The following is an 18,913-nucleotide window of genomic DNA, read 5'->3' as shown; positions in this document are numbered from 1 at the left end:
CGAAAACCACAGCTTCAGCAGTATAGCCTATCCCAAACAGTAGAGATAACCATCCCGTGCGGCAATATAGACCTTGCCGTCCCAAACAACAGGTGAAATTCGCTGTCATCGGGAACCCGCGTTTGGGCTTCACGCCATTAGCGGAGGGTCAAACTGGCTACCAAGCCTGCATTTCCCCAGAGGAGTAAGCGGTTGATTTGGCGACGTTTCACTGACAGACCCTGTCCCAAGAATTGACCACGCTCAAAACCCTAGTAGAAGAACATTTCACCGTGTACCCCATATGTTAGAAAGGGGCGTTGAATTGCTTAGGATTGAACTATCGCGTTGACGGGAACTCTGATGACCACAGTATTGGAGCCAGCGGTCACGTACCTCACTCCGGAAGCTTACTTAGCTCAAGAAGTGGTGGCAACGGAGCGCCATGAGTATCGCCAAGGAGAACTTTACACTATGCCCGGAGGCAGCGTTAATCATAATGAGTTGGTTCGTTCCTTAACTGTTCTGTTGAGTTTGGCACTCAAGGGACAGCCCTACCGCGTCTTTGTCACAGATCAACGCCTCTGGATTCCGGAAACGCAGTCGTACTACTATCCTGATGTCATGGTGACGCCGAAGCCGGTGCCCCTAGTGGCGGGACGCAACGATGTGGTGATGCAGCCGATTTTCATTGCTGAGGTTTTATCGCCTTCGACAGCGGATCGCGATCGCGGGACAAAATTTTTCGACTATCGCCAGATTCCAACCCTGCAAGAATATCTCCTGATTAGCCAAGATCGCCCCTGTGTTGAACAATATTTGCGGCAGGCTGAATATCAATGGCTGCTCACGATTTGGCAAGATATTACGCAGGAACTACTACTGCCCTCGTTACAGACTTCCTTAAAACTCAGTGGTCTCTATGCAGACGTTGAGTTAGGTGAGTCCTAAAAAGAATTCCTTAATTGTCATGGCAAATTGTCATGGCGCGGCTTGTCAGTCAATATCTGAATAGTCCCAACCCCAACTAAGTCTTGCGCAAATGTCGATGTCCCCTATCACTGCTGATGCCTCCCCCAACTTTGGTCTCATCATTGTCGAGGGAGAGGATGTGGTGCGCCTTGGCCTTTGGACAGGAATTCAGCAGCAGTTGGGGATTGAGCCGCTGGTCTTTCACGATGGCCATGGTCTGATCACCTATCTGGAAAACACGCCCCTCGATCAAGAACGCACGCCTTGGATTGTTCTCTGTGATGCCCAACTCACAGTGAATGATGCCACTACCCCTTGGCTGTGGCAGTGGTTGAAGCAGCACTATCCTGCCCTGCGGATAATTCTCACTGTCCGACCCGCTGCCCTTGAGTTAGTTTCCCTTGCCCAACAGGCGGGTGTCGAAGGCATTTACCATCGCAATACGGCGCTGAGTGATCTCTTGGCGGCAATTCTGGCCATTGCCCAAGGGGAAATCGTTCACACCGTCACGCCCCCAAAACCCCCCTTGAGTGTGCTCTTTCCCAATCCGTGGGATCGTTGGCGGTATCAGGTTCTGCAGCAGGGATTGGGGGAAATGGAAGCGTGGTTACAGGCTTTGGATCAGTACTTGGGGCGATCGCGCCTCTCTGCCCTCGAACGGCTGGTGTGTGAAGGTCGCCATCGGGAAATTCGTGCCGCCCGCTGGTTAGTCTCCCGTTTCTTGCCACAGCCAACTCAAGCCCCTCCTGCGCCAGTGGTGTCCCCCGTGCGTCCGCAGATTGAGATCATTTCCCAATTGGTGGATCGCTGCTTACAACGGATGCAGTCGGATCTCTTGAACCTAACGTCGCGGCCTTTGGAGTTAGAGGTGCTCACCCTACAACAGCGGCGGGAACTGCTCTATACCATCCTGCGGCAGTGGGATCTCCTCGTGCGCACTTTACAAGCAACACCACCCAGTATTGAATTTCTGCACCAGCGGGGTAGCTCCCTACTGCAAGACCTGTGGGAACAGAGCCTGCGGGAGTTTTTTCGTCCCTATCGTTTTGCCCTCGGCAGTGACACCGACCTGATTGAGCAATTGCTCACAGAAAGAGAAACTGTGGCCAGCGTCTATCTGAAGCCAATCCCCTTTGTGGCGGAGATGCTGGCTCATTTACTGGTGCAACAGCCCCTCACCCTCCATCAGCAGACCTATCGCTACGGCACCGCTGCCGCCTTGGAGATCCTCGATGCCCTCCTCGATCACTGGTTGCTCACTGTCGCCAATGGCATTGTCTATCCGCTGCTGAATCGGTGTTGCTATAGTGCAGTGATTCAACAGACATTTTTTCAGCCGCAATACACCTCAACGCGGGAAATGGAACGCTTTCGCAATGCCCTCTCTTGGCATTACCGCTGGCGGCGCTGGGTCAAGGAACCCCAAGATATCTTTGAAAGTCGTTTGGTCTTACTGCGGCTCACGGAGCGAGGAATTCAGGAACTAGCGCTGACCGTCCCCCGTCAACAGGAACTGATGCAACTCGAGGGGATTCCCTACGCTCTGACCTTGGCGCTGGAGGCGCGTGATGCTTTAGCCCCCCCAGTACGGGCAGTGGTGGCTTGGGTCGGCAAGGGAGTGGTGTATCTGCTGACGCAGGTGATTGGTCGTGGTTTGGGGCTGATTGGCCGCGGCATTTTGCAGGGAATTGGTCAATCCGTTAGCAGTGGCTGGAGTCGCTCTGAAGCTCAAAAAACCTCATCCAAACCTTGAGCTGGCCTAATTCTTAAACGGCTCCTAACCTTGAGATAACCTTAAGCCAACGAACACGGTGTTAAAATCTGGCTGGTAAGTAACTATCTCTGCCCCTTGGGGATAGTTTCTATGAGATGTGCTAAAGCCTCTGTAAGAAAGCCTGATAGCTCAGCTTGCTGGCAGATGAATAACTTTAGCGAGCATCTCAGTAGGATCAATAATTGAAGGAGAATTCTGTCTTAGGGACTCGTTCTTTAGGACAAGTTCATTGAGGAGTGAAGGAGTAAGACGTTATGTCCCGCATTTTTCCGGGGTTGGTTTTGGCCTCGCCTGCTTTATTGTTGGGTGTGCTGGCAGGTGCAGCGACAGCCGCTGATACCTCTTTGACCAACTTCAGTAGCACTCAGTTTCAAACCCCTACTGCTGGTACTGAATCCCTAACCACACTGCCCACCAGCACGACACTTGTTGCCCAAAATCGCCGCAGCAACCTCTCTGTGCCCTCAGTGGCCGAACTAGAAGCGGGGCGTGCCGCCACGACATCGAGCATGGGTCAAGTGACCTCCGTTAGCCAACTCTCGGATGTGCGCCCCACCGATTGGGCCTATCAAGCCTTGGCCTCTCTTGTCGAGAAATACGGCTGTATTGCCGGTTATCCCGATGGCACCTTCCGTGGGAATCGGGCAGCTACTCGTTATGAAATGGCAGCCGCTTTGAATGCCTGCCTCGATGTAATTAGCGATCGCTTTGCCACCAAGGAAGACCTTGAAACCCTGCGCCGCCTGATGCAGGAATTTGCCAATGAACTCGCCGTGATCAAAGGCCGCGTCACCAACCTTGAAGGCCGCGTTGCCAACCTCGAAGCCACTCAATTTGCCACCCTCACTAAGCTCAACGCTACGGTTATCTTCAACGTCTCCGATATATTGACGAACAAGCAGGCACTACGTCCTGGCGCTCCTGGCCCACAACCAGTACAGGATACCAACCCCGTTGCCAATTCCCGCGTTCGTCTCAACCTCGATACCAGCTTCTATGGCAAGGATCGCCTACGGTTGCGCTTGCAAGCAGCTAATATTACTAGTTATGCCGGATTGATGGGCACCAATATGGGGCGCCTTGGCTATGATGGCAATAATAATAACCAATTTGAACTGCAAAAAGCCTTCTACAGCTTTCCAGTGACCCGTCGCGGTCAAATGATCCTAGATTTTGTGGGGGGTGAGTTCAACGACAATGTCAACAATTTCAACCCCTTCCTCCAATCCAGTGATACGGGTGCCCTCTCTCGCTTTGGGCGTTACCATCCCATCTACCGTGCAGGAAGTGCTGCCAATGCTGCGGGTGTGACCTTTAAGTACGACCTCATCCAAAATAAAGAACGGGGCACCGGCGTCACTCTCAATGTGGGCTACCTTGCACCCTTTGCCAACGACCCTAATCCAGGCACGAACACTGGCCTCAATGGCTTCTTTGATGGTGCCTATGCTGCTTTGGCTCAGGTGGATGTGCGCCCCATTAAAAACCTCGCCTTAGGGGTGACCTACACCCACTCCTATGGCCTTGATCCCTTTCTGGGAACAGGTAGCTCTGGTTTCCGCTCAGCGGCAGACCCTTTGACGGATGCAGGTAGTAGCAACGTGCCTAACCAAGCAGCGGATGCGGTGGGCTTTCAGTTTACCTATCGCCCGATCAAGCAGTTGAATGTTGCGGGCTGGGCAGGGTATGCCAATGTTTATGGTGTTCGAGGCGCTGCTCTAACAGGTGGCCGCCGTGAGGCTGAAATTGTCAACTGGGCCATTACCTTTGCTTCCCCTGACCTCTGGCGGAAGGGAGATCTGCTAGGTCTTGTTTTTGGCCAGCCCCCGCAGCTTATTAGCATCACAAACGTCCCTTCTGCTCTTGGCGATGGAAGTTACACGCGCTTTAACTCCTATCACCTAGAGGGCTTCTACCGCTTTGCGGTGAGTCGCAATATCTCGATTACCCCTGGGGTGATTGCCATCTTCAACCCCAACAGTAACTCAAACAACGACCCCATTGTTGTTGGCGCTGTGCGGACAACCTTTAGCTTCTAAATCCGCACTGACCTGTTTCCCCCTCCCTGTGAGGGGGATTTTTTTATGTGGGGACGATAGAATAGGGGCGAGGCGTTGTCAATGGATTTGTGGGGTGAAATACTGGGCAATTCTCGGCGTCGGTGTTGCACTATTGGGAATGCCGTCAGCACTGGGGGGCACCAGTACGCTCAAGGATGCTCCCAAGGCTTTGGTGGATGAGGCGTGGCAAATTATCTACAGAAGCTATCTGGATCGCAGTTTCAATCGTCTGGATTGGCAGGCCATTCGTCAGGAGTTGCTCTCCCAACCCTATGGCGATCGCGAGGCCGCCTATCGGGTGATTCAGCAAGCCCTTGTCCGCCTCAATGATCCCTATACCCGCTTTCTGCCGCCCCAAGCGTACCGTCAACTGCTCCTGCAAACCCAAGGCCAGCAGGTGGATGTGGGTCTCACCCTCGTGGAGTCGGGGGAACTCTTTCGCATTCAGGCAATCCAAGCGGGGTCAGTGGCTGCCAAGGCGAATTTGAAAGTGGGAGATGAAATTCTGGCCATTAACGGTCGGGGGAGCGATCGCCTGACCTTGGAGCGAGCCAATCTGGCGTTGCGAGGGCCAGCGGGGAGTCAGTTGCGCCTACTGGTGCGCCGTGAGGGTAAACCCCAACCCTTTAGTGTCGAACTCACCCGCGCCGGTGAAATTCCGCGTACAGTGAATTTTCAGGTTCTGAATCATCCTCGGGTGGGCTACATCCGCCTCAGTGGTTTTAATAGCCGCTCCCAACAAGAGATGCAAGCGGCGATCCAAATCCTGCAACGGGAGAAAGTTCAAGGCTTCATTCTGGATTTGCGCCACAATCCGGGGGGACTCCTAGAAGCCGGCATTGAAATTAGCCGCCAATGGCTCGATTCTGGGGTGATTGTGCGCATTCAGCAAAACCAGCGAGAAGAGACGATTCGTGCCCGCCAACGCGCCTTGAGTCAGTTGCCCCTCGTGGTCTTGGTAAATCAGGCCTCTGCCAGTGCCAGTGAAATTTTAGCCGGTGCTTTGCAGGATCAGGGGCGCGCAACCGTGGTGGGGACACCAACTTTTGGCAAGGTGCGGGTTCAAGCGGTTCATGAACTGGGGGATGGCTCTGCCCTCGTGGTAACGGTAGCTCGTTATCTGACGCCAAAGGGTCGCGATATTGCCGCAGGGGGGATCACCCCCGATGTACTGGTGACGGTCGATCCCAGTAGTGATCTGGAATTGCGGCTCAATCCCAACTTGGTGGCACGACCCACGGATCCAATGGTGGCCAAGGCCTTAGAATTATTGAGCACTAAAATCAGTAATGCCCGTCATGTCCAGTGAGGCTCTTGTTGTCCCTTCTGCTCCAGCGATCGCGCCCGCGCCCCATCCCCTGCGGTTAGGCGTTTTAGCTTCTGGCAATGGCTCCAACTTTGCTGCTCTCGCCGAAGCGATCGCCCAAGGCGAATTGGCTGCCCAGATTCAAGTTCTGATCTACAACAATCCCGATGCCTTTGTGGCAGAGCGAGCCAAACAGTGGCAGATTCCCAGTGTCCTCCTCAACCATCGCCACTACCCCAGCCGTGAAAGTCTGGATGCGGCCATTGTCGAAACCCTCAAAGCCTATGGGGTCGAGTGGGTAGTGATGGCGGGCTGGATGCGGATTGTGACGCCTGTCCTCCTCAATGCCTACCCCCAGCGGGTAATTAACCTGCACCCCAGTTTGCTCCCCAGTTTTCGGGGATTGCATGCTGTTGAGCAGGCCTTGGCAGCAGGTGTGAAAATTACTGGGTGTACCGTCCATCTGGTGGAAGAGGAAGTGGATAGTGGCCCAATTTTAGTCCAAGCAGCAGTGCCCGTTCTCCCCGATGATACACCCGCCACCCTCCACGCCCGCATTCAAGTCCAGGAACACCGCATTCTCAAGCAGGCGATCGCCGACATTGCCGCGCGGCAATCACAAGCTTCCTGCTGATCCTTGGCCAATAGAAGGATCTCTCAGGGCGAGGGTCCACCCGCTTTTCTGATTGGCTTGGGAATTGCGTCAGCATCCTTTTCTCAGTGGGGAGCATTGATTCGGATTAGGATTGGGGATGTATCCGTGAGCAATTGTTAATCCAGTCATGACGCAGGCATACACCCCTGAAGATGTTTGGCGGTTATTGGGGGAGCTATTAGAGGCTCAGAAGGAAACCGAACGCCGCTTTCAAGAAACAGAGCGCCGCTTCCAAGAAACGGATCGGCGATTTCAAGAGACTGACCGACGGTTCCAAGAAACGGAACGCTTGCTGCGCGAAGAAGCGCGCCAACTCAACCAGCAACTGGGGAAACTGGGCAATCGCCTTGGGGAATTTGTGGAATGGCAGGTGCGCCCCGCCGTGCTGCGCTTATTTCAGAGTTGGGGCATTGCCGTCTCTCAACTTTACAGCGATGTCATTCTCCAAGATGGCAACGAGAGTTTAGAAATTGATCTGCTAGTCGTCAATACTGATGAAGCCGTCCTCGTCGAGGTGAAAACGAAACTGAGCCAAGGGGATGTGGATGAGCACTTAGAGCGGATCGCGAAATTTCGTCGTTTGGCACACCAGTATCGGGACACCAAGCTCTTGGGCGCCGTAGCAGGAATGATCGTACCCCCTGAAGTAGCTCGCTATGCCTATCGGCAAGGTTTGTTTGTGTTGGCGCAATCAGGAGATGGGGTGGCGATTCTCAACGATGCGCAGTCTCAGCCCCGTACATGGTAGGTGACTCTAATCGCTCTAATTCAATTCTCAAGCGTCCTAAGGATGATTCTGGAGCCAGTGTTTGAGGGCAGCAACAAAGCGATCGCACTCCTGCGGCAGCGTAAAGTAATGCACACAGGCTCGCACCGAGGCAGGATAGAGCAATTCCCGCACCAAGATATTCTCTGCCTCAAGGTCTTGCACCAATTGGCGATGCTGACCATTAGCTAACTGAAAGGCCACCAAGCCCGACGGCGGCGGCACGAGACTCAAGCAGGTCAAACCCACCATGCCCTGTAACTGTTGCCAAAGATAATGACTCAGCTCACAAATGCGCTCATATCGCGCTTGGGCAGTCCCCCATTGATCATGCACCCGCAGGGCAGTGGTTAACCCCGGTACCAAGGAAAAGGCGGTTGTGGCCACTTCAAAGCGACTGGCATCCTCCTTCCAGCCTGCCGGTTGGGCATCACGGGTTTGGTGAATGCCGCGCCAGCCAATAAAGGTGGGTTCCAATGTGGCTAGGCGATCGCGTCGAATGTACAGCCCTCCCAGCCCCGCAGGGCCACAGCACCACTTGTGCCCCGTAAAGGCATAGTAATCCACCCCCAAGGCGGGTAAATTGAGGGGTACCATACCCACACTTTGGGCACCATCCGCCAAGACTTGGATGCCGCGACGGTGGCAAAGGTCAACAATTTTCTCCAACGGCAAAAGTTTCCCGGTATTCCACAGCAAATGACTGAGGACGACCAAGCGTGTGCGGGGATGGAGTTGGGCTTCAATGGCGGCCACCTCATCGTCACACCAAGGCCAAAAGGCCACCCGATCCACCACCACCCCCAACCGCCGCGCCAATTGTTCGGTAATCGCCACTACCCCCGGATGCTCACAGTTAGAAATCAGCAGGCGATCGCCCGCTTGCCAGTTGATCCCCCAGAGAACGATATTGCAGCCAGTGGTTACAGAATCTGTGAGGGCAATGGTCTCGGCGCTCGTCCCCAAAAGCTGTGCCAGTTCTTGCCGCAGGGTTTGCAGTTGTTGGCTCAGCCACGGAAAGACGCGATTGGCAAAGGGGCCTTCCTCTTGAATGTGGCGATCGCTCTGGATGATGGCCTGCCATGTGTCTTGGTGCAGCGGCCCTTGTCCCCCATAGTTGAGGTAGATCTTATTCAGTAGGGCGGGGTAGGTGTCGTGGTAGGCGCGCAGTGTCTCTAGGTTCATCGATAGTGATTGCAGAGCGATAGATAGATGCTACCGCAAAGGATTTAAGATAAAGCTGTAGCAAGTCCCCTTTTCATTCCCCCACTCAAGGGGCGGCACTTGCAAGCACGGCTCGGTAAATTAATCCTGTCAATTAAGTCATGACAAAGGCATACACTCCTGATGACGTTTGGCGATTACTAGGGGAGCTGTTAGAAGCTCAAAAGGAAACCGAACGCCATTTCCAAGAAACAGAGCGCCGCTTCCAAGAAACAGAGCGCCGCTTTCAAGAAACAGAGCGCCGCTTTCAAGAAACAGAGCGCCGCTTCCAAGAAACGGATCGGCGATTTCAGGAGACGGATCGGCGATTTCAAGAGACAGATCGGCGATTTCAAGAGACAGATCGGCGATTTCAAGAGACGGATCGGCGATTTCAAGAAACGGAACGCTTGTTGCGGGAAGAAGCGCGCCAACTCAATCAGCAACTGGGGAAACTGGGCAATCGCCTTGGGGAATTTGTGGAATGGCAGGTGCGCCCCGCCGTGCTGCGCCTATTTCAGAGTCGCGGCATTGCCGTCTCTCAGCTTTACAGCGATGTCATTCTCCAAGATGGCAATGAGAGTTTAGAAATTGATCTGCTAGTCGTCAATACCAATCAAGCGGTTCTCGTCGAGGTGAAAACCAAACTGAGCCAAGGGGATGTGGATGAGCATTTAGAGCGGATCGCGAAATTTCGTCGTTTGGCACACCAGTATCGAGACACCCAGCTCTTGGGAGCGGTGGCAGGGATGATCGTGCCCCCTGAGGTGGCTCGCTATGCCTATCGGCAGGGCTTGTTTGTGTTGGCGCAGTCGGGAGATGGGGTGGCGATTCTCAATGATGCGCAGTTTCAGCCCCGCACATGGTAGCCCGTGCCCAAGAATTTGAGCAGACAACTTTTGAGCCTCCGTTATAGCTGCGGATCAGCGGGTGCCAGTGTTGCTTTTGCGGCTTGAGAACGGGCATCGAGCCATTGTTGCAAAATGAGGGCAGCAGCAATTTGATCCACTAAGTCCTTGTGGTGACGGGGCGATCGCCGCCGCTGTTTGAGAATCTCTTCCGCCTGAAATGAGGTGAGTCGCTCATCCATATATTCCACGGGCAAGTTCAAGGCCGCGCCAATTTTTTCCGCTAGATGTTGCACTTGCCGGGCTTGGGAACCCAGTTGACCATCGAGGGTGTAGGGCAAGCCCACAATTAACTTCTCTACCCCTCGCTCTTGGCAAATCTGGCGAAGCTGCGCCACATCACTGGCAAAATTCCGCCGCTGGATGGTTGTAATGCCCGTGGCCAACTGCCCCAAGCGATCGCACCCTGCCACACCAATGCGCTTGCGCCCCAGATCCAAACCTAGAACGGAAATCATCCTTGAGTGAATAAGAACAGTTCTCCTACAATTGAATCCATTCCCGATTTTTTCTTGCCCTCCAACGATCATACCCCGCTGTACCCACCCATGACTGACGCGACCCCCGACTACAAAGACACCGTCAACCTGCCCCAAACCACCTTTGAAATGCGGGCAAATGCAGCCACACGGGAACCCCAATTACAGGCCTTTTGGGCACAGCATCAAATTTATGAAACGCTGCAGCAAACCAATCCGGGTGAGGTCTTTATTCTCCACGATGGCCCCCCCTACGCCAATGGCGCTCTCCACATTGGCCATGCCCTCAACAAAATTCTCAAGGACATCATCAATAAGTATCAACTGCTGCGGGGACGCAAGGTTCACTACCGCCCCGGTTGGGATTGCCACGGCCTGCCCATTGAACTCAAGGTACTGCAAAACCTGAAACCCGAACAGCGTGCGCAGCTAACCCCCCTGACCCTCCGCCAACAGGCCAAGGCCTTTGCCCTCAAAACCGTGGCCGAGCAAAAGCAGAGTTTTCAACGCTATGGGGTTTGGGGCGACTGGGAGCACCCCTATTTGACCCTCACCCCTGACTACGAGGCCGCCCAAATCGGTGTCTTTGGCGAAATGGTGCTGCGGGGCTACATCTATCGCGGTCTCAAGCCCGTCCACTGGAGTCCTAGTTCTAAAACCGCCCTCGCCGAAGCCGAGCTGGAATATCCCGAAGGCCACACCTCCCGCAGTCTCTATGCCGCCTTTGAAGTGATCGAACTGCCCCAAGGGCTAGCCAAATCGTGGTACAAAGCCCTCGGCCAATTAGGCGTTGCCATTTGGACGACAACCCCTTGGACCATTCCGGCCAACTTGGCGGTGAGTGTCAATCCGGATCTCACCTATGCCCTTGTTGAAGTCAAACCCAGTGCCCGCTACAAATATTTGATTGTGGCCAAGGATCTGGTGGAGCGCCTTAGCCAAACCCTTGCTTGTACGCTCAAGGTGGTGGCCACCGCCAAAGGCGCTGACTTGGAAAATGGGCGCTATTGCCATCCCCTCTTTGAGCGCGAGAGCAAAATTGTCATTGGCGGCGATTATGTCACGACTGAATCGGGGACGGGTCTGGTTCACACGGCCCCTGGCCATGGCTTAGAGGACTATGCGGTGGGTCAGCGCTATGGCTTGCCAATCCTGTCGCCCGTGGATGAAAATGGCTGCTTTACAGCAGAAGCGGGACAATTTGCCGGTCTCAATGTCCTCAAGGAAGGGAATGAGGCGGTGATTGCGGCACTGCAAGCGTGTGGCGCCCTCCTCAAGGAAGAACCCTATGTCCACAAGTACCCCTACGACTGGCGCACGAAAAAACCAACCATCTTCCGCGCCACAGAGCAGTGGTTTGCTTCCGTTGAAGGCTTTCGCGATGCCGCCCTCAGGGCGATCGCCGAGGTGAAGTGGATTCCTGTCCAAGGGGAAAACCGCATTACGGCAATGGTGGCGGAGCGTTCCGATTGGTGTATTTCGCGGCAGCGCAGTTGGGGCGTGCCCATTCCCGTCTTTTATGACAAAGCCACGGGGGAACCCCTGCTGACGGCAGAAACCATTGCCCATGTGCAAGCCATTATTCGCGATCGCGGGTCTGATGCTTGGTGGGAACTCTCCGTTGCGGAATTGCTGCCTGAATCCCTACGAGATCAAGCCGATCGCTACGAAAAGGGCACCGATACGATGGATGTCTGGTTTGATTCTGGCTCTTCTTGGGCGGCGGTTCTCGGCGATCAACAGGCGGATCTCTACCTCGAAGGCTCTGACCAACACCGCGGCTGGTTTCAATCCTCATTGTTAACACGGGTTGCCGTTAAAGGCCAAGCCCCCTACAAAGCAGTCCTCACCCACGGCTTTGTCCTCGATGAGCAGGGACGGAAAATGAGCAAGTCCCTCGGCAATGTCACGGATCCCCGCGAAGTGATTGAGGGGGGCAAAAACCAAAAGCAAGACCCTGCCTATGGTGCCGATGTATTGCGCCTGTGGGTGTCCTCCGTGGACTATGCCAATGATGTCCCCATTGGTAAAAATATCCTCAAGCAGTTGGCGGATGTCTATCGCAAGATTCGCAATACGGCTCGCTTTCTTTTGGGGAATCTTCACGACTTTGACCCCGATCAAGATGCCATTCCCTATGCCCAACTGCCCGCCTTGGATCGCTATATGCTACATCGGCTGCATGAAGTCTTCAGCGAAGTAACGGCGGCCTTTGATAGCTTTCAGTTCTATCGCTTTTTCCAAACGATTCAAAATCTTTGTGTTGTTGATCTGTCGAACTTTTATCTCGATATTGCCAAGGATCGGTTGTACATCAGTGCTGCCGCGAGCGATCGCCGGCGCAGTTGTCAAACGGTTCTGGCCGTTGCCGTTCAAAACCTCGCCCGTGCTATTGCCCCAGTGCTTCCCCATTTAGCCGAAGATATTTGGCAGCATTTGCCCTTCAAAACCCCCTATCTTTCGGTTTTTCAAAGCGGCTGGGTACAGCTTCCTGCCCAGTGGCAGGATCCGGAGCTAGCCAGTGAGTGGCAACGCCTGCGGCAACTACGCCTAGAGGTGAATAAGGTGCTCGAACAGGCCCGTGCCGAAAAGCTCATTGGCTCCTCTTTGGAAGCCAAAGTGTGGCTCTATGTTGCCGATCCACAGTGGCGCGATCGCCTTACGGAGATGAATCCCAGTGATGCCCTCAGTGGCAATGGGGTGGATGAATTGCGCTATCTCTTTTTGGTTTCCCAAGTGGCGATCATGGCACAACCCCATGCCGTTGACGTGCCCTATGTCCTAGAAGAGGAAGGGCTGTGGATTGGCGTCGATCATGCCAAGGGTGAGAAATGCGTCCGCTGCTGGAATTATGCTGAAAGTGTGGGACAATCGGCCTTGCATCCCCAGTTGTGCGATCGCTGTCAAGCCGCCCTAGAAGGGATGTTTTAGATCATTGAGCGAAAGCATGCTAGAGATTGATCGTATCTACCAAGCTGATGCTTTTACCCTCTTGCCCCAGATTGAAAGTGCGAGCATTGATCTCATTATTTGCGACGGCCCCTACGGTGTAACCACCAATCCATGGGATCGCATCTCTAACATCCAAGAGTTTAACCTCAAACTCATCACTATCTTTGCTGAAAAATTGAAAGAGGGAGGAGCACTCTACCTTTTTGGTAAACCTGATTGTATTGACTTTATTGACTACCGTCCATTTCTTAACTTACAGGCAAAAATTGTCTGGTATCAGCCCAGTCGCCTAGCCCAAGGACGGATCAACTACACAAATAACTATGATCTTATTTGTTACTTTATTAAAGGCCAGCGTCCCAAAACCTTTAACTTAGATGCTATTCGGGTACCACAGCTAGTAGAGCTAGAGCACCGTCGTCGTTGTGAGCGGGTACCATCAGTGATTAATGGTAAGTATGGCAAAACTAAATTCAATGAAGAAGGTAAAAACCCAGGAGATGTCTGGGGAGATATTAAACAGCTCACGTATAAATCAAAAGAACTAGTAGCTCGCGAAGCACTCAATACCATTCAAAAGCCAGAGCAGCTGATTGAACGCTTAGTCAAGGCAAGCTCTAATAAGGGTGACTTAGTGCTTGATCCATTTGCCGGTGTCGGTACAGCCCCTGTAGTTTGTAAACGCTTGGGAAGGCATTTCATTGCTATTGAGCAAGATCAAAAGTTTGTCCAAGCAGCAAACGAGAGATTACGTGAGGCAGAGTATGAAATCGCGGGGAGGCTTTTTGATTGGTGAAACAGCAAGTTTATCGTCAAATTGTTGATCTGATCCGTCAAGCCTCTCAACTTGCTCAAACAATTGGTATTCGCAACCTACTGCAGCCGGGGTTAGTTAAGGAAATGATTATTGCTGACCTGCTAGGTCACGAACTAGTTGATTCTAAGCGTGATGCCGATGCTCATGCCATGAGCGACCCAAGTGAAAAGTATGAATATTTATCTTGTATAGAAGGTGGAAGCGGTCAGCTTGACCGAATGTTTAAGGAACCTCCTGAAAAGCGTGCCCAATCACTTACACGAATTACCCGCAACACAAAAATTTACTTAGCCGTTTTTGAGAAGCAAAACCAAATCAACTGCAAAGTGATTTACGAGCTAGAACCTAGTGATGTACTTACCGAAGCAAATCGTCAGCTTGATCAAAGTCGGAATGCCATTTCCCATATCAGCTTCTCGGAAAACTGGGCTAGGGAGCATGGTCGTGTTGTCTATCAAATCAGTAGCTCCCATGATTAATCGAATTTACCTGCAAAGGAGTCAATGACTTGCACCTTGTAGGTTCTCTTGGTCAACTGACCGCCCCGTAACGGTTCAACTAAGCCAAGGGGGCAGCAATAGTTTTACACCGCGACAAATGAGCAGTGGGAGCGATCGCCTGAACTATAACCTCTACCTCGATGCTATAGCCATTTCGAAAGGAGATGAGATATTTTCAAGAGGGATAGGCTATACTCAAAGCGTCATGAATGTTACTCAAGAATATGAGCTATAGCTTGGACTGACGAGAGCGGGTTGTCTCCTACATCCAGCAAGGTGGCAAAATCAGTGAAGCGACTCAAATCTTTCAGGTCAGTCGCGCCACCATCCATCGCTGGCTGAAGCGAGAGGACTTAGCCCCCACAGTTGTCCTCCGTCGTCCTTGGAAGCTGGATTGGGCGGCCTTAGCAGCCGATGTTGCTGCCCATCCCGATGACCGTTTAATCGACCGTGCCCAGCGATTTGGCGTCCAAACTGTGATCTGCGGGGCGCGAACCTAATGGATGCCAATTTGTTTAAGGCGAATTTAGCAGGTGCCAATTTGGAGGGCGCTTATGTGGCGGGTGCGAATCTCTTTGGCGCCAATTTGGAAAGGGCAAACTTGAACCGTGCCAGTCTCTATCTAGCGATTTTGGTCAATGCCAATTTGGCAGGGGCACAACTGGTGGGAACACGCCTCACCCTTAGCAACCTTGTCAATGCCAACCTTAGCGGTGCCAATTTGGAGAATGCGGTCATGAAGGGGGCAAACATGATTGATGTGAATTTGACGGCTGCAAACCTGAAGGGGGCAGATCTCGATCGCGCAAATTTGAGTGGGGCTAATTTAAGCCAAACGATCTTCGATCGCCCCCCAGCCCCTAGGAAGTAACCTGTGCCTGTTTCAATGCTGCCGCAAGTCGCGGTTGATCCCAGCCCCGTTGGTGGAGAATTTGCCACGTCGCCATTAAATCAGGACCGTGGACAGCACCCGTGAGGGCAGCGCGCAGCGATCGCATCGTTGCTCCCTTTTTCACCCCTGCGGCTTTGCTGGCCTGTTGAATCAGGTGTTGTCCCATCTCCACCGTCAGCTTTGGCTCTGTCGGCAAGTGTGCTAGTAGGTACGCCAAAATCGTCGCACTCTGGGGTTGACTCAGTTGAGCCATTGCTTCAGCATCAAGGGTGATGGTGGGTACAAAGAAAACTGCCCCTTGATCAATGGCCTCCTTGAGGGTGTTGAGACCCGGTTGAAGGAGTTGGGCAAGGTCAAGCAACCAAGGGCGATCGCCCCCCTCATCAAAGGCATAGCCTGCCCCCTGCCATAAGGGAATCAGTTCTGCCAAAAGTTCTGCTGGCTCTAGTTGCTGAATGTACTGACGATTGAGCCAATTGAGCTTATCCCAATCAAAGCGGGCACCTGCCTTGTTAATTCGTTCAAAACTAAAGTGCTTCGCCGCCAGATCAAGGGTAAAGAGTTCCCCTATCCCTTCAGGGGGCGACCAACCCAAGAGTGTCATGTAGTTGGCCAAGGCGGGGGCTAAATACCCCATGGCTCGGAAGTCAGAAATGGAGGTCACCCCATCTCGTTTCGAGAGTTTTTGCCCCGCTGAGTTGAGAATCAAGGGAGTATGGGCAAAGTTGGGGGGAGTGGCGCCAAGGGCTTCATAGAGCAAAATTTGTTTGGGTGTGTTGCCAATGTGGTCTTCACCGCGAATGACATCGGTAATGCCCATGGCAATGTCATCGACGACCACCACCAAGTTGTAGAGGGGGTAGCCAATTTCGCCGCGGGGGGCAGCTCGCGCAATCACCATATCGCCCCCCAGATCAGCCCCCTGCCAACTCACTCGACCGCGCACTAAATCTTGCCATTCAATCTGGCGATCGTCCTCAATTTTGAAGCGAATGACGGGGGTGCGTCCTGCGGCATCAAAGGCGGCTTGCTCCTCTGGGGTCAAATGGCGGTGACGGTTGTCGTAGCGCGGGGCTTGTCCCTTGGCTTTTTGTGCGGCTCGCAGGGCATCGAGTTCTTCGGGGGTGCAGTAGCAGTAGTAGGCAAGTCCCTTGTCCAAGAGGGTTTGAATCGCTTGGCGGTACAGATCAAGGCGATCGCTCTGGAAATAGGGGCCTTCATCCCACGTCAGCCCCAGCCATTGCAAGCCCTCAAGGATATTCTCGGTATATTCAGGTCGAGACCGCTCGCGATCGGTATCCTCAATCCGCAGAATGAATTTCCCTCCCCGATGGCGGGCGTAAAGCCAGTTGAACACAGCGGTACGGGCAGTCCCAATGTGCAGATTTCCTGTCGGACTCGGTGCTAAACGAACACGAACTGTCACTGCTGACCTCGAATACAAAAATTGCCCTTTCGATCCTACCCCATTGGCTGAAAAGCTTCTAGGCAAGGGTATAGGGACGATTCAGCCGCTCCAACTGCTGCACCATCAGGCTGAGGAACAGTCCCACATCGGTGACCACGCCCACGGATTCCACAGAACCCCGATCCGCTAGTTTAGTGACGACCGCTGGGTTAATATCCACACAGACGAGCTTCACCCCGGCGGGGGTCATATTGCCGACACCAATGGAGTGCAGCATTGACGAGAGCATCAAAATCATGTTTGCGCCCTGAATCAGGCGGGCATACTCTCGCTGCGCCTCAATTAAATCCATGAGGGTATCGGGCAGTGGGCCATCATCACGGATTGACCCCGCTAGGACAAAGGGCACATTATTCTTCACACACTCATACATCACGCCACTGGTGAGGATGCCCTGAGCCACGGCGTTGGCAATGCTGCCACAGCGACGAATGGTATTGATCACTTTCAGGTGGTGACGGTGACCGCCCCGCACAGGAACGCCCCGCTGCATATCCACCCCCAAGGAGGTGCCCATGATGGCTTGCTCCATATCGTGCACCGCGATCGCGTTACCGCCGAGGAGTCCTTGGACATAGCCTTCACGGATCAGCTTGGCTAAATGCTCACCACCGCCGGTGTGGATAACCACTGGGCCGGCCACCACAATCACTTTGCCCCCCTGATCGCGGATGCGCCGCAGTTCCCAAGCAATTTGTTCCACCACCAGTTCGACGCGGCGTTCACTGGAGACCCCTGATCCCATGAAGGTGAACTCTTGGGTGCTGCGCTGGCTTTCCGTTTTCCGAATCGTGCGGATGCCTTCGACGCCCACGACCACGCGATCGCCCACCTCTAAATCCCGCAGAATGCGACACTCCGCCACCGTGCCTTCCGGGGTTGAGCGCACCACAATCGCCCCATCCATGCGTTGGTTTTGAACCCGAACCCACTCGCCGGCAACTCGTACCTCTGTGGGATAAATCGTGGTTACATAGAAGTCATCCGGGGCAACCCCCGCTTGGGTGACGGTTTCGAGGGTCGCATCACACACCTCTGAGGGCGGTAAAATCGCACCGAGGGTGATCAACTGCGCCATGATCGCATCCATGACCTCGGCATCGGGCGCCATGACCCGAATATCCGCTTGGGAGGGACTTTGCCGTTGTTCGCCAAGATTAAATTGCAGGACTTGGAAACTGCCGCCACTTTCCACAATTGTGTCTAGGACACGGTTCACAAGGCCAGAGTCGAGGAGGTGTCCCTCCAGATGAATGACCCGACTGGGAATTGTCGCCGTGGCATGGAGTTCTTGGCGCACGGGTTCGGTCACCCGCAAGGTCAAGCATTTAGCTGCACCCCCCGCTTTGAGAAATTCTGTCAGGGGCGTTTCCACCACCTCAAAGCCCACTTGGGCAAGGGCAGACTTCAATTCTTGGCTGGCACAGTTGAGAATCACCGTGCGATCGATATTGACGGCATTGCAAGCAAAGTTGACTGCATCAGCCTCTTTAACGGCAATTCGTTTATCCGCTGGTACCCGCAGTTCAATCAGGCGGTTGGAGTAGGCATCAAAGGCGGGAGGATAGTAAAGTAAGTAGCCATCCGTGAGCGGACAAAAACATGTGTCAAGGTGGTAGAAACGCTCATCCATGAGCCGCAGGGAGAGGACTTCAATATCCAGCCACTTCGCCAAATAGGCATGGGAATCCAATTCTGAACGGAAGCCATACCCTGCCCACAGCCAGCGACCCTCACGATCCAAGAGGGCATCTCCGGCTCCCTCAAAGGGCAGTTGCTTCGGTAGCTCAAAAACTTGATACCCCTGAGATTCAAACCACGCTTTGAAATAGGGTTCTTCCCCTTGACGTTCTGGATGATAAAAGCGACTGAGCACCACGCGATCGCCGAGCACCAAGCCCGCATTCGCCGTAAACACCATATCCGGCCAGCCCGGCTGCGGCTCAATCAGGTCAACCGTGGCCCGAGCATGGATAATTTCGTAGAGTTTTTGCCACTGCTCCTGTGCCCGATCGCGGGAGGACTTGTGGATATTTCCTTCCATCCAAGGATTGATTACATAGTCCACCTCATAATGGGTGGGAGGGCACATGAGGAATCGCAGGGTTGAACTCATAGGGGTTGTTTAGAAATCGTTGCAATTTGTGAAAACGGTCTAGGTGTGGGCTACACGGCACCCATG

General features: G+C 53.6%; 17 protein-coding genes and 1 pseudogene. 13 read left to right on the top strand and 5 right to left on the bottom strand.

Translation table 11 applies throughout. The features are described from left to right. Positions 1 to 27: 27 nt before the first annotated feature. Positions 28 to 99, bottom strand: coding sequence for a PQQ-binding-like beta-propeller repeat protein (locus tag RHJ31_RS13235; RefSeq protein ID WP_206201689.1), 72 nt, complete (start codon positions 97 to 99; stop codon positions 28 to 30). A 243-nt stretch (positions 100 to 342) separates the two neighbouring features. On the opposite strand from RHJ31_RS13235, the gene RHJ31_RS05235 reads away from it, so the two are divergent. From RHJ31_RS05235 to RHJ31_RS05210, 6 genes are all read left to right on the top strand, one after another. Next, the gene (locus tag RHJ31_RS05235; protein ID WP_206200133.1) at positions 343 to 930 is read left to right on the top strand and encodes a Uma2 family endonuclease; all 588 of its coding nucleotides are present in this window, start codon (positions 343 to 345) and stop codon (positions 928 to 930) included. 91 nt (positions 931 to 1,021) lie between these two features. Beyond that, on the top strand, positions 1,022 to 2,704 hold the full coding sequence (locus RHJ31_RS05230) for a DUF3685 domain-containing protein (RefSeq protein WP_206200134.1): 1,683 nt from the start codon (positions 1,022 to 1,024) through the stop codon (positions 2,702 to 2,704). A 275-nt stretch (positions 2,705 to 2,979) separates the two neighbouring features. After that, a complete protein-coding gene (locus RHJ31_RS05225; RefSeq protein ID WP_302677616.1) occupies positions 2,980 to 4,764 on the top strand; it encodes an iron uptake porin in 1,785 nt (594 codons plus the stop codon). A gap of 94 nt (positions 4,765 to 4,858) precedes the next feature. After that, positions 4,859 to 6,094, top strand: coding sequence for a S41 family peptidase (locus tag RHJ31_RS05220; protein WP_225901568.1), 1,236 nt, complete (start codon positions 4,859 to 4,861; stop codon positions 6,092 to 6,094). Next, positions 6,084 to 6,725 (top strand): phosphoribosylglycinamide formyltransferase, encoded by a 642-nt coding sequence (gene purN / locus RHJ31_RS05215; protein ID WP_310821574.1) that lies wholly within the window; start codon positions 6,084 to 6,086, stop codon positions 6,723 to 6,725. The genes RHJ31_RS05220 and purN overlap by 11 nt, the downstream gene beginning before the upstream one ends. Before the next feature lie 148 nt (positions 6,726 to 6,873). Further along, on the top strand, positions 6,874 to 7,494 hold the full coding sequence (locus RHJ31_RS05210) for a hypothetical protein (protein WP_302677614.1): 621 nt from the start codon (positions 6,874 to 6,876) through the stop codon (positions 7,492 to 7,494). A 36-nt stretch (positions 7,495 to 7,530) separates the two neighbouring features. On the opposite strand, the gene RHJ31_RS05205 is transcribed toward RHJ31_RS05210, so the two are convergent. Next, positions 7,531 to 8,697, bottom strand: coding sequence for an aminotransferase class V-fold PLP-dependent enzyme (locus RHJ31_RS05205; protein WP_302677613.1), 1,167 nt, complete (start codon positions 8,695 to 8,697; stop codon positions 7,531 to 7,533). Between the two features lie 140 nt (positions 8,698 to 8,837). Here RHJ31_RS05205 and RHJ31_RS05200 point away from each other — a divergent pair, with 140 nt between their 5' ends. After that, on the top strand, positions 8,838 to 9,584 hold the full coding sequence (locus tag RHJ31_RS05200; protein WP_206200139.1) for a hypothetical protein: 747 nt from the start codon (positions 8,838 to 8,840) through the stop codon (positions 9,582 to 9,584). A 41-nt stretch (positions 9,585 to 9,625) separates the two neighbouring features. On the opposite strand, the gene ruvX is transcribed toward RHJ31_RS05200, so the two are convergent. Continuing rightward, positions 9,626 to 10,081 carry a Holliday junction resolvase RuvX gene (gene ruvX / locus RHJ31_RS05195; RefSeq protein WP_149819291.1) on the bottom strand — a complete coding sequence of 152 codons (456 nt, stop codon included), beginning with the start codon at positions 10,079 to 10,081 and terminating at the stop codon, positions 9,626 to 9,628. Between the two features lie 90 nt (positions 10,082 to 10,171). Between ruvX and ileS the strand changes: the two genes are divergently transcribed. The 6 genes and pseudogenes from ileS to RHJ31_RS05175 all read left to right on the top strand — a co-directional run bounded on the left by ileS (position 10,172) and on the right by RHJ31_RS05175 (position 15,242). After that, positions 10,172 to 13,033, top strand: a complete 2,862-nt coding sequence (gene ileS, locus RHJ31_RS05190) for an isoleucine--tRNA ligase (RefSeq protein WP_302677612.1) — start codon at positions 10,172 to 10,174, stop codon at positions 13,031 to 13,033. Positions 13,034 to 13,049: 16 nt separating this feature from the next. Continuing rightward, entirely contained in the window at positions 13,050 to 13,850 is an 801-nt protein-coding gene (locus RHJ31_RS05185) for a site-specific DNA-methyltransferase (RefSeq protein ID WP_206200141.1), read from the top strand. Further along, on the top strand, positions 13,847 to 14,350 hold the full coding sequence (locus RHJ31_RS05180; protein WP_302677610.1) for a hypothetical protein: 504 nt from the start codon (positions 13,847 to 13,849) through the stop codon (positions 14,348 to 14,350). Before RHJ31_RS05185 ends, RHJ31_RS05180 begins: the two co-directional genes overlap by 4 nt. A 106-nt stretch (positions 14,351 to 14,456) precedes the next feature. Continuing rightward, positions 14,457 to 14,606, top strand: a pseudogene (locus RHJ31_RS13230) (hypothetical protein); the annotation flags it as partial. Positions 14,607 to 14,637: 31 nt separating this feature from the next. Next, positions 14,638 to 14,871 carry an IS630 transposase-related protein gene (locus tag RHJ31_RS13225; protein ID WP_206201691.1) on the top strand — a complete coding sequence of 78 codons (234 nt, stop codon included), beginning with the start codon at positions 14,638 to 14,640 and terminating at the stop codon, positions 14,869 to 14,871. Further along, positions 14,871 to 15,242: a pentapeptide repeat-containing protein gene (locus tag RHJ31_RS05175; RefSeq protein ID WP_225901570.1), complete on the top strand. Its 372-nt coding sequence runs from the start codon at positions 14,871 to 14,873 to the stop codon at positions 15,240 to 15,242. Before RHJ31_RS13225 ends, RHJ31_RS05175 begins: the two co-directional genes overlap by 1 nt. Here RHJ31_RS05175 and gltX read toward each other — a convergent pair. After that, entirely contained in the window at positions 15,232 to 16,689 is a 1,458-nt protein-coding gene (gene gltX / locus RHJ31_RS05170) for a glutamate--tRNA ligase (protein WP_206200143.1), read from the bottom strand. The genes RHJ31_RS05175 and gltX overlap by 11 nt on opposite strands. A gap of 58 nt (positions 16,690 to 16,747) precedes the next feature. Beyond that, positions 16,748 to 18,847, bottom strand: coding sequence for a TIGR00300 family protein (locus RHJ31_RS05165; protein ID WP_206200144.1), 2,100 nt, complete (start codon positions 18,845 to 18,847; stop codon positions 16,748 to 16,750). Between the last annotated feature and the right edge of the window lie 66 nt (positions 18,848 to 18,913).

Source organism: Thermosynechococcus sp. JY1331 (assembly GCF_031583475.1).
Taxonomy (GTDB): Bacteria; Cyanobacteriota; Cyanobacteriia; order Thermosynechococcales; family Thermosynechococcaceae; genus Thermosynechococcus.
The sequence above is the reverse complement of the archived record's forward strand: the minus strand, read 5'-3'. Positions and strand labels throughout refer to the sequence as shown.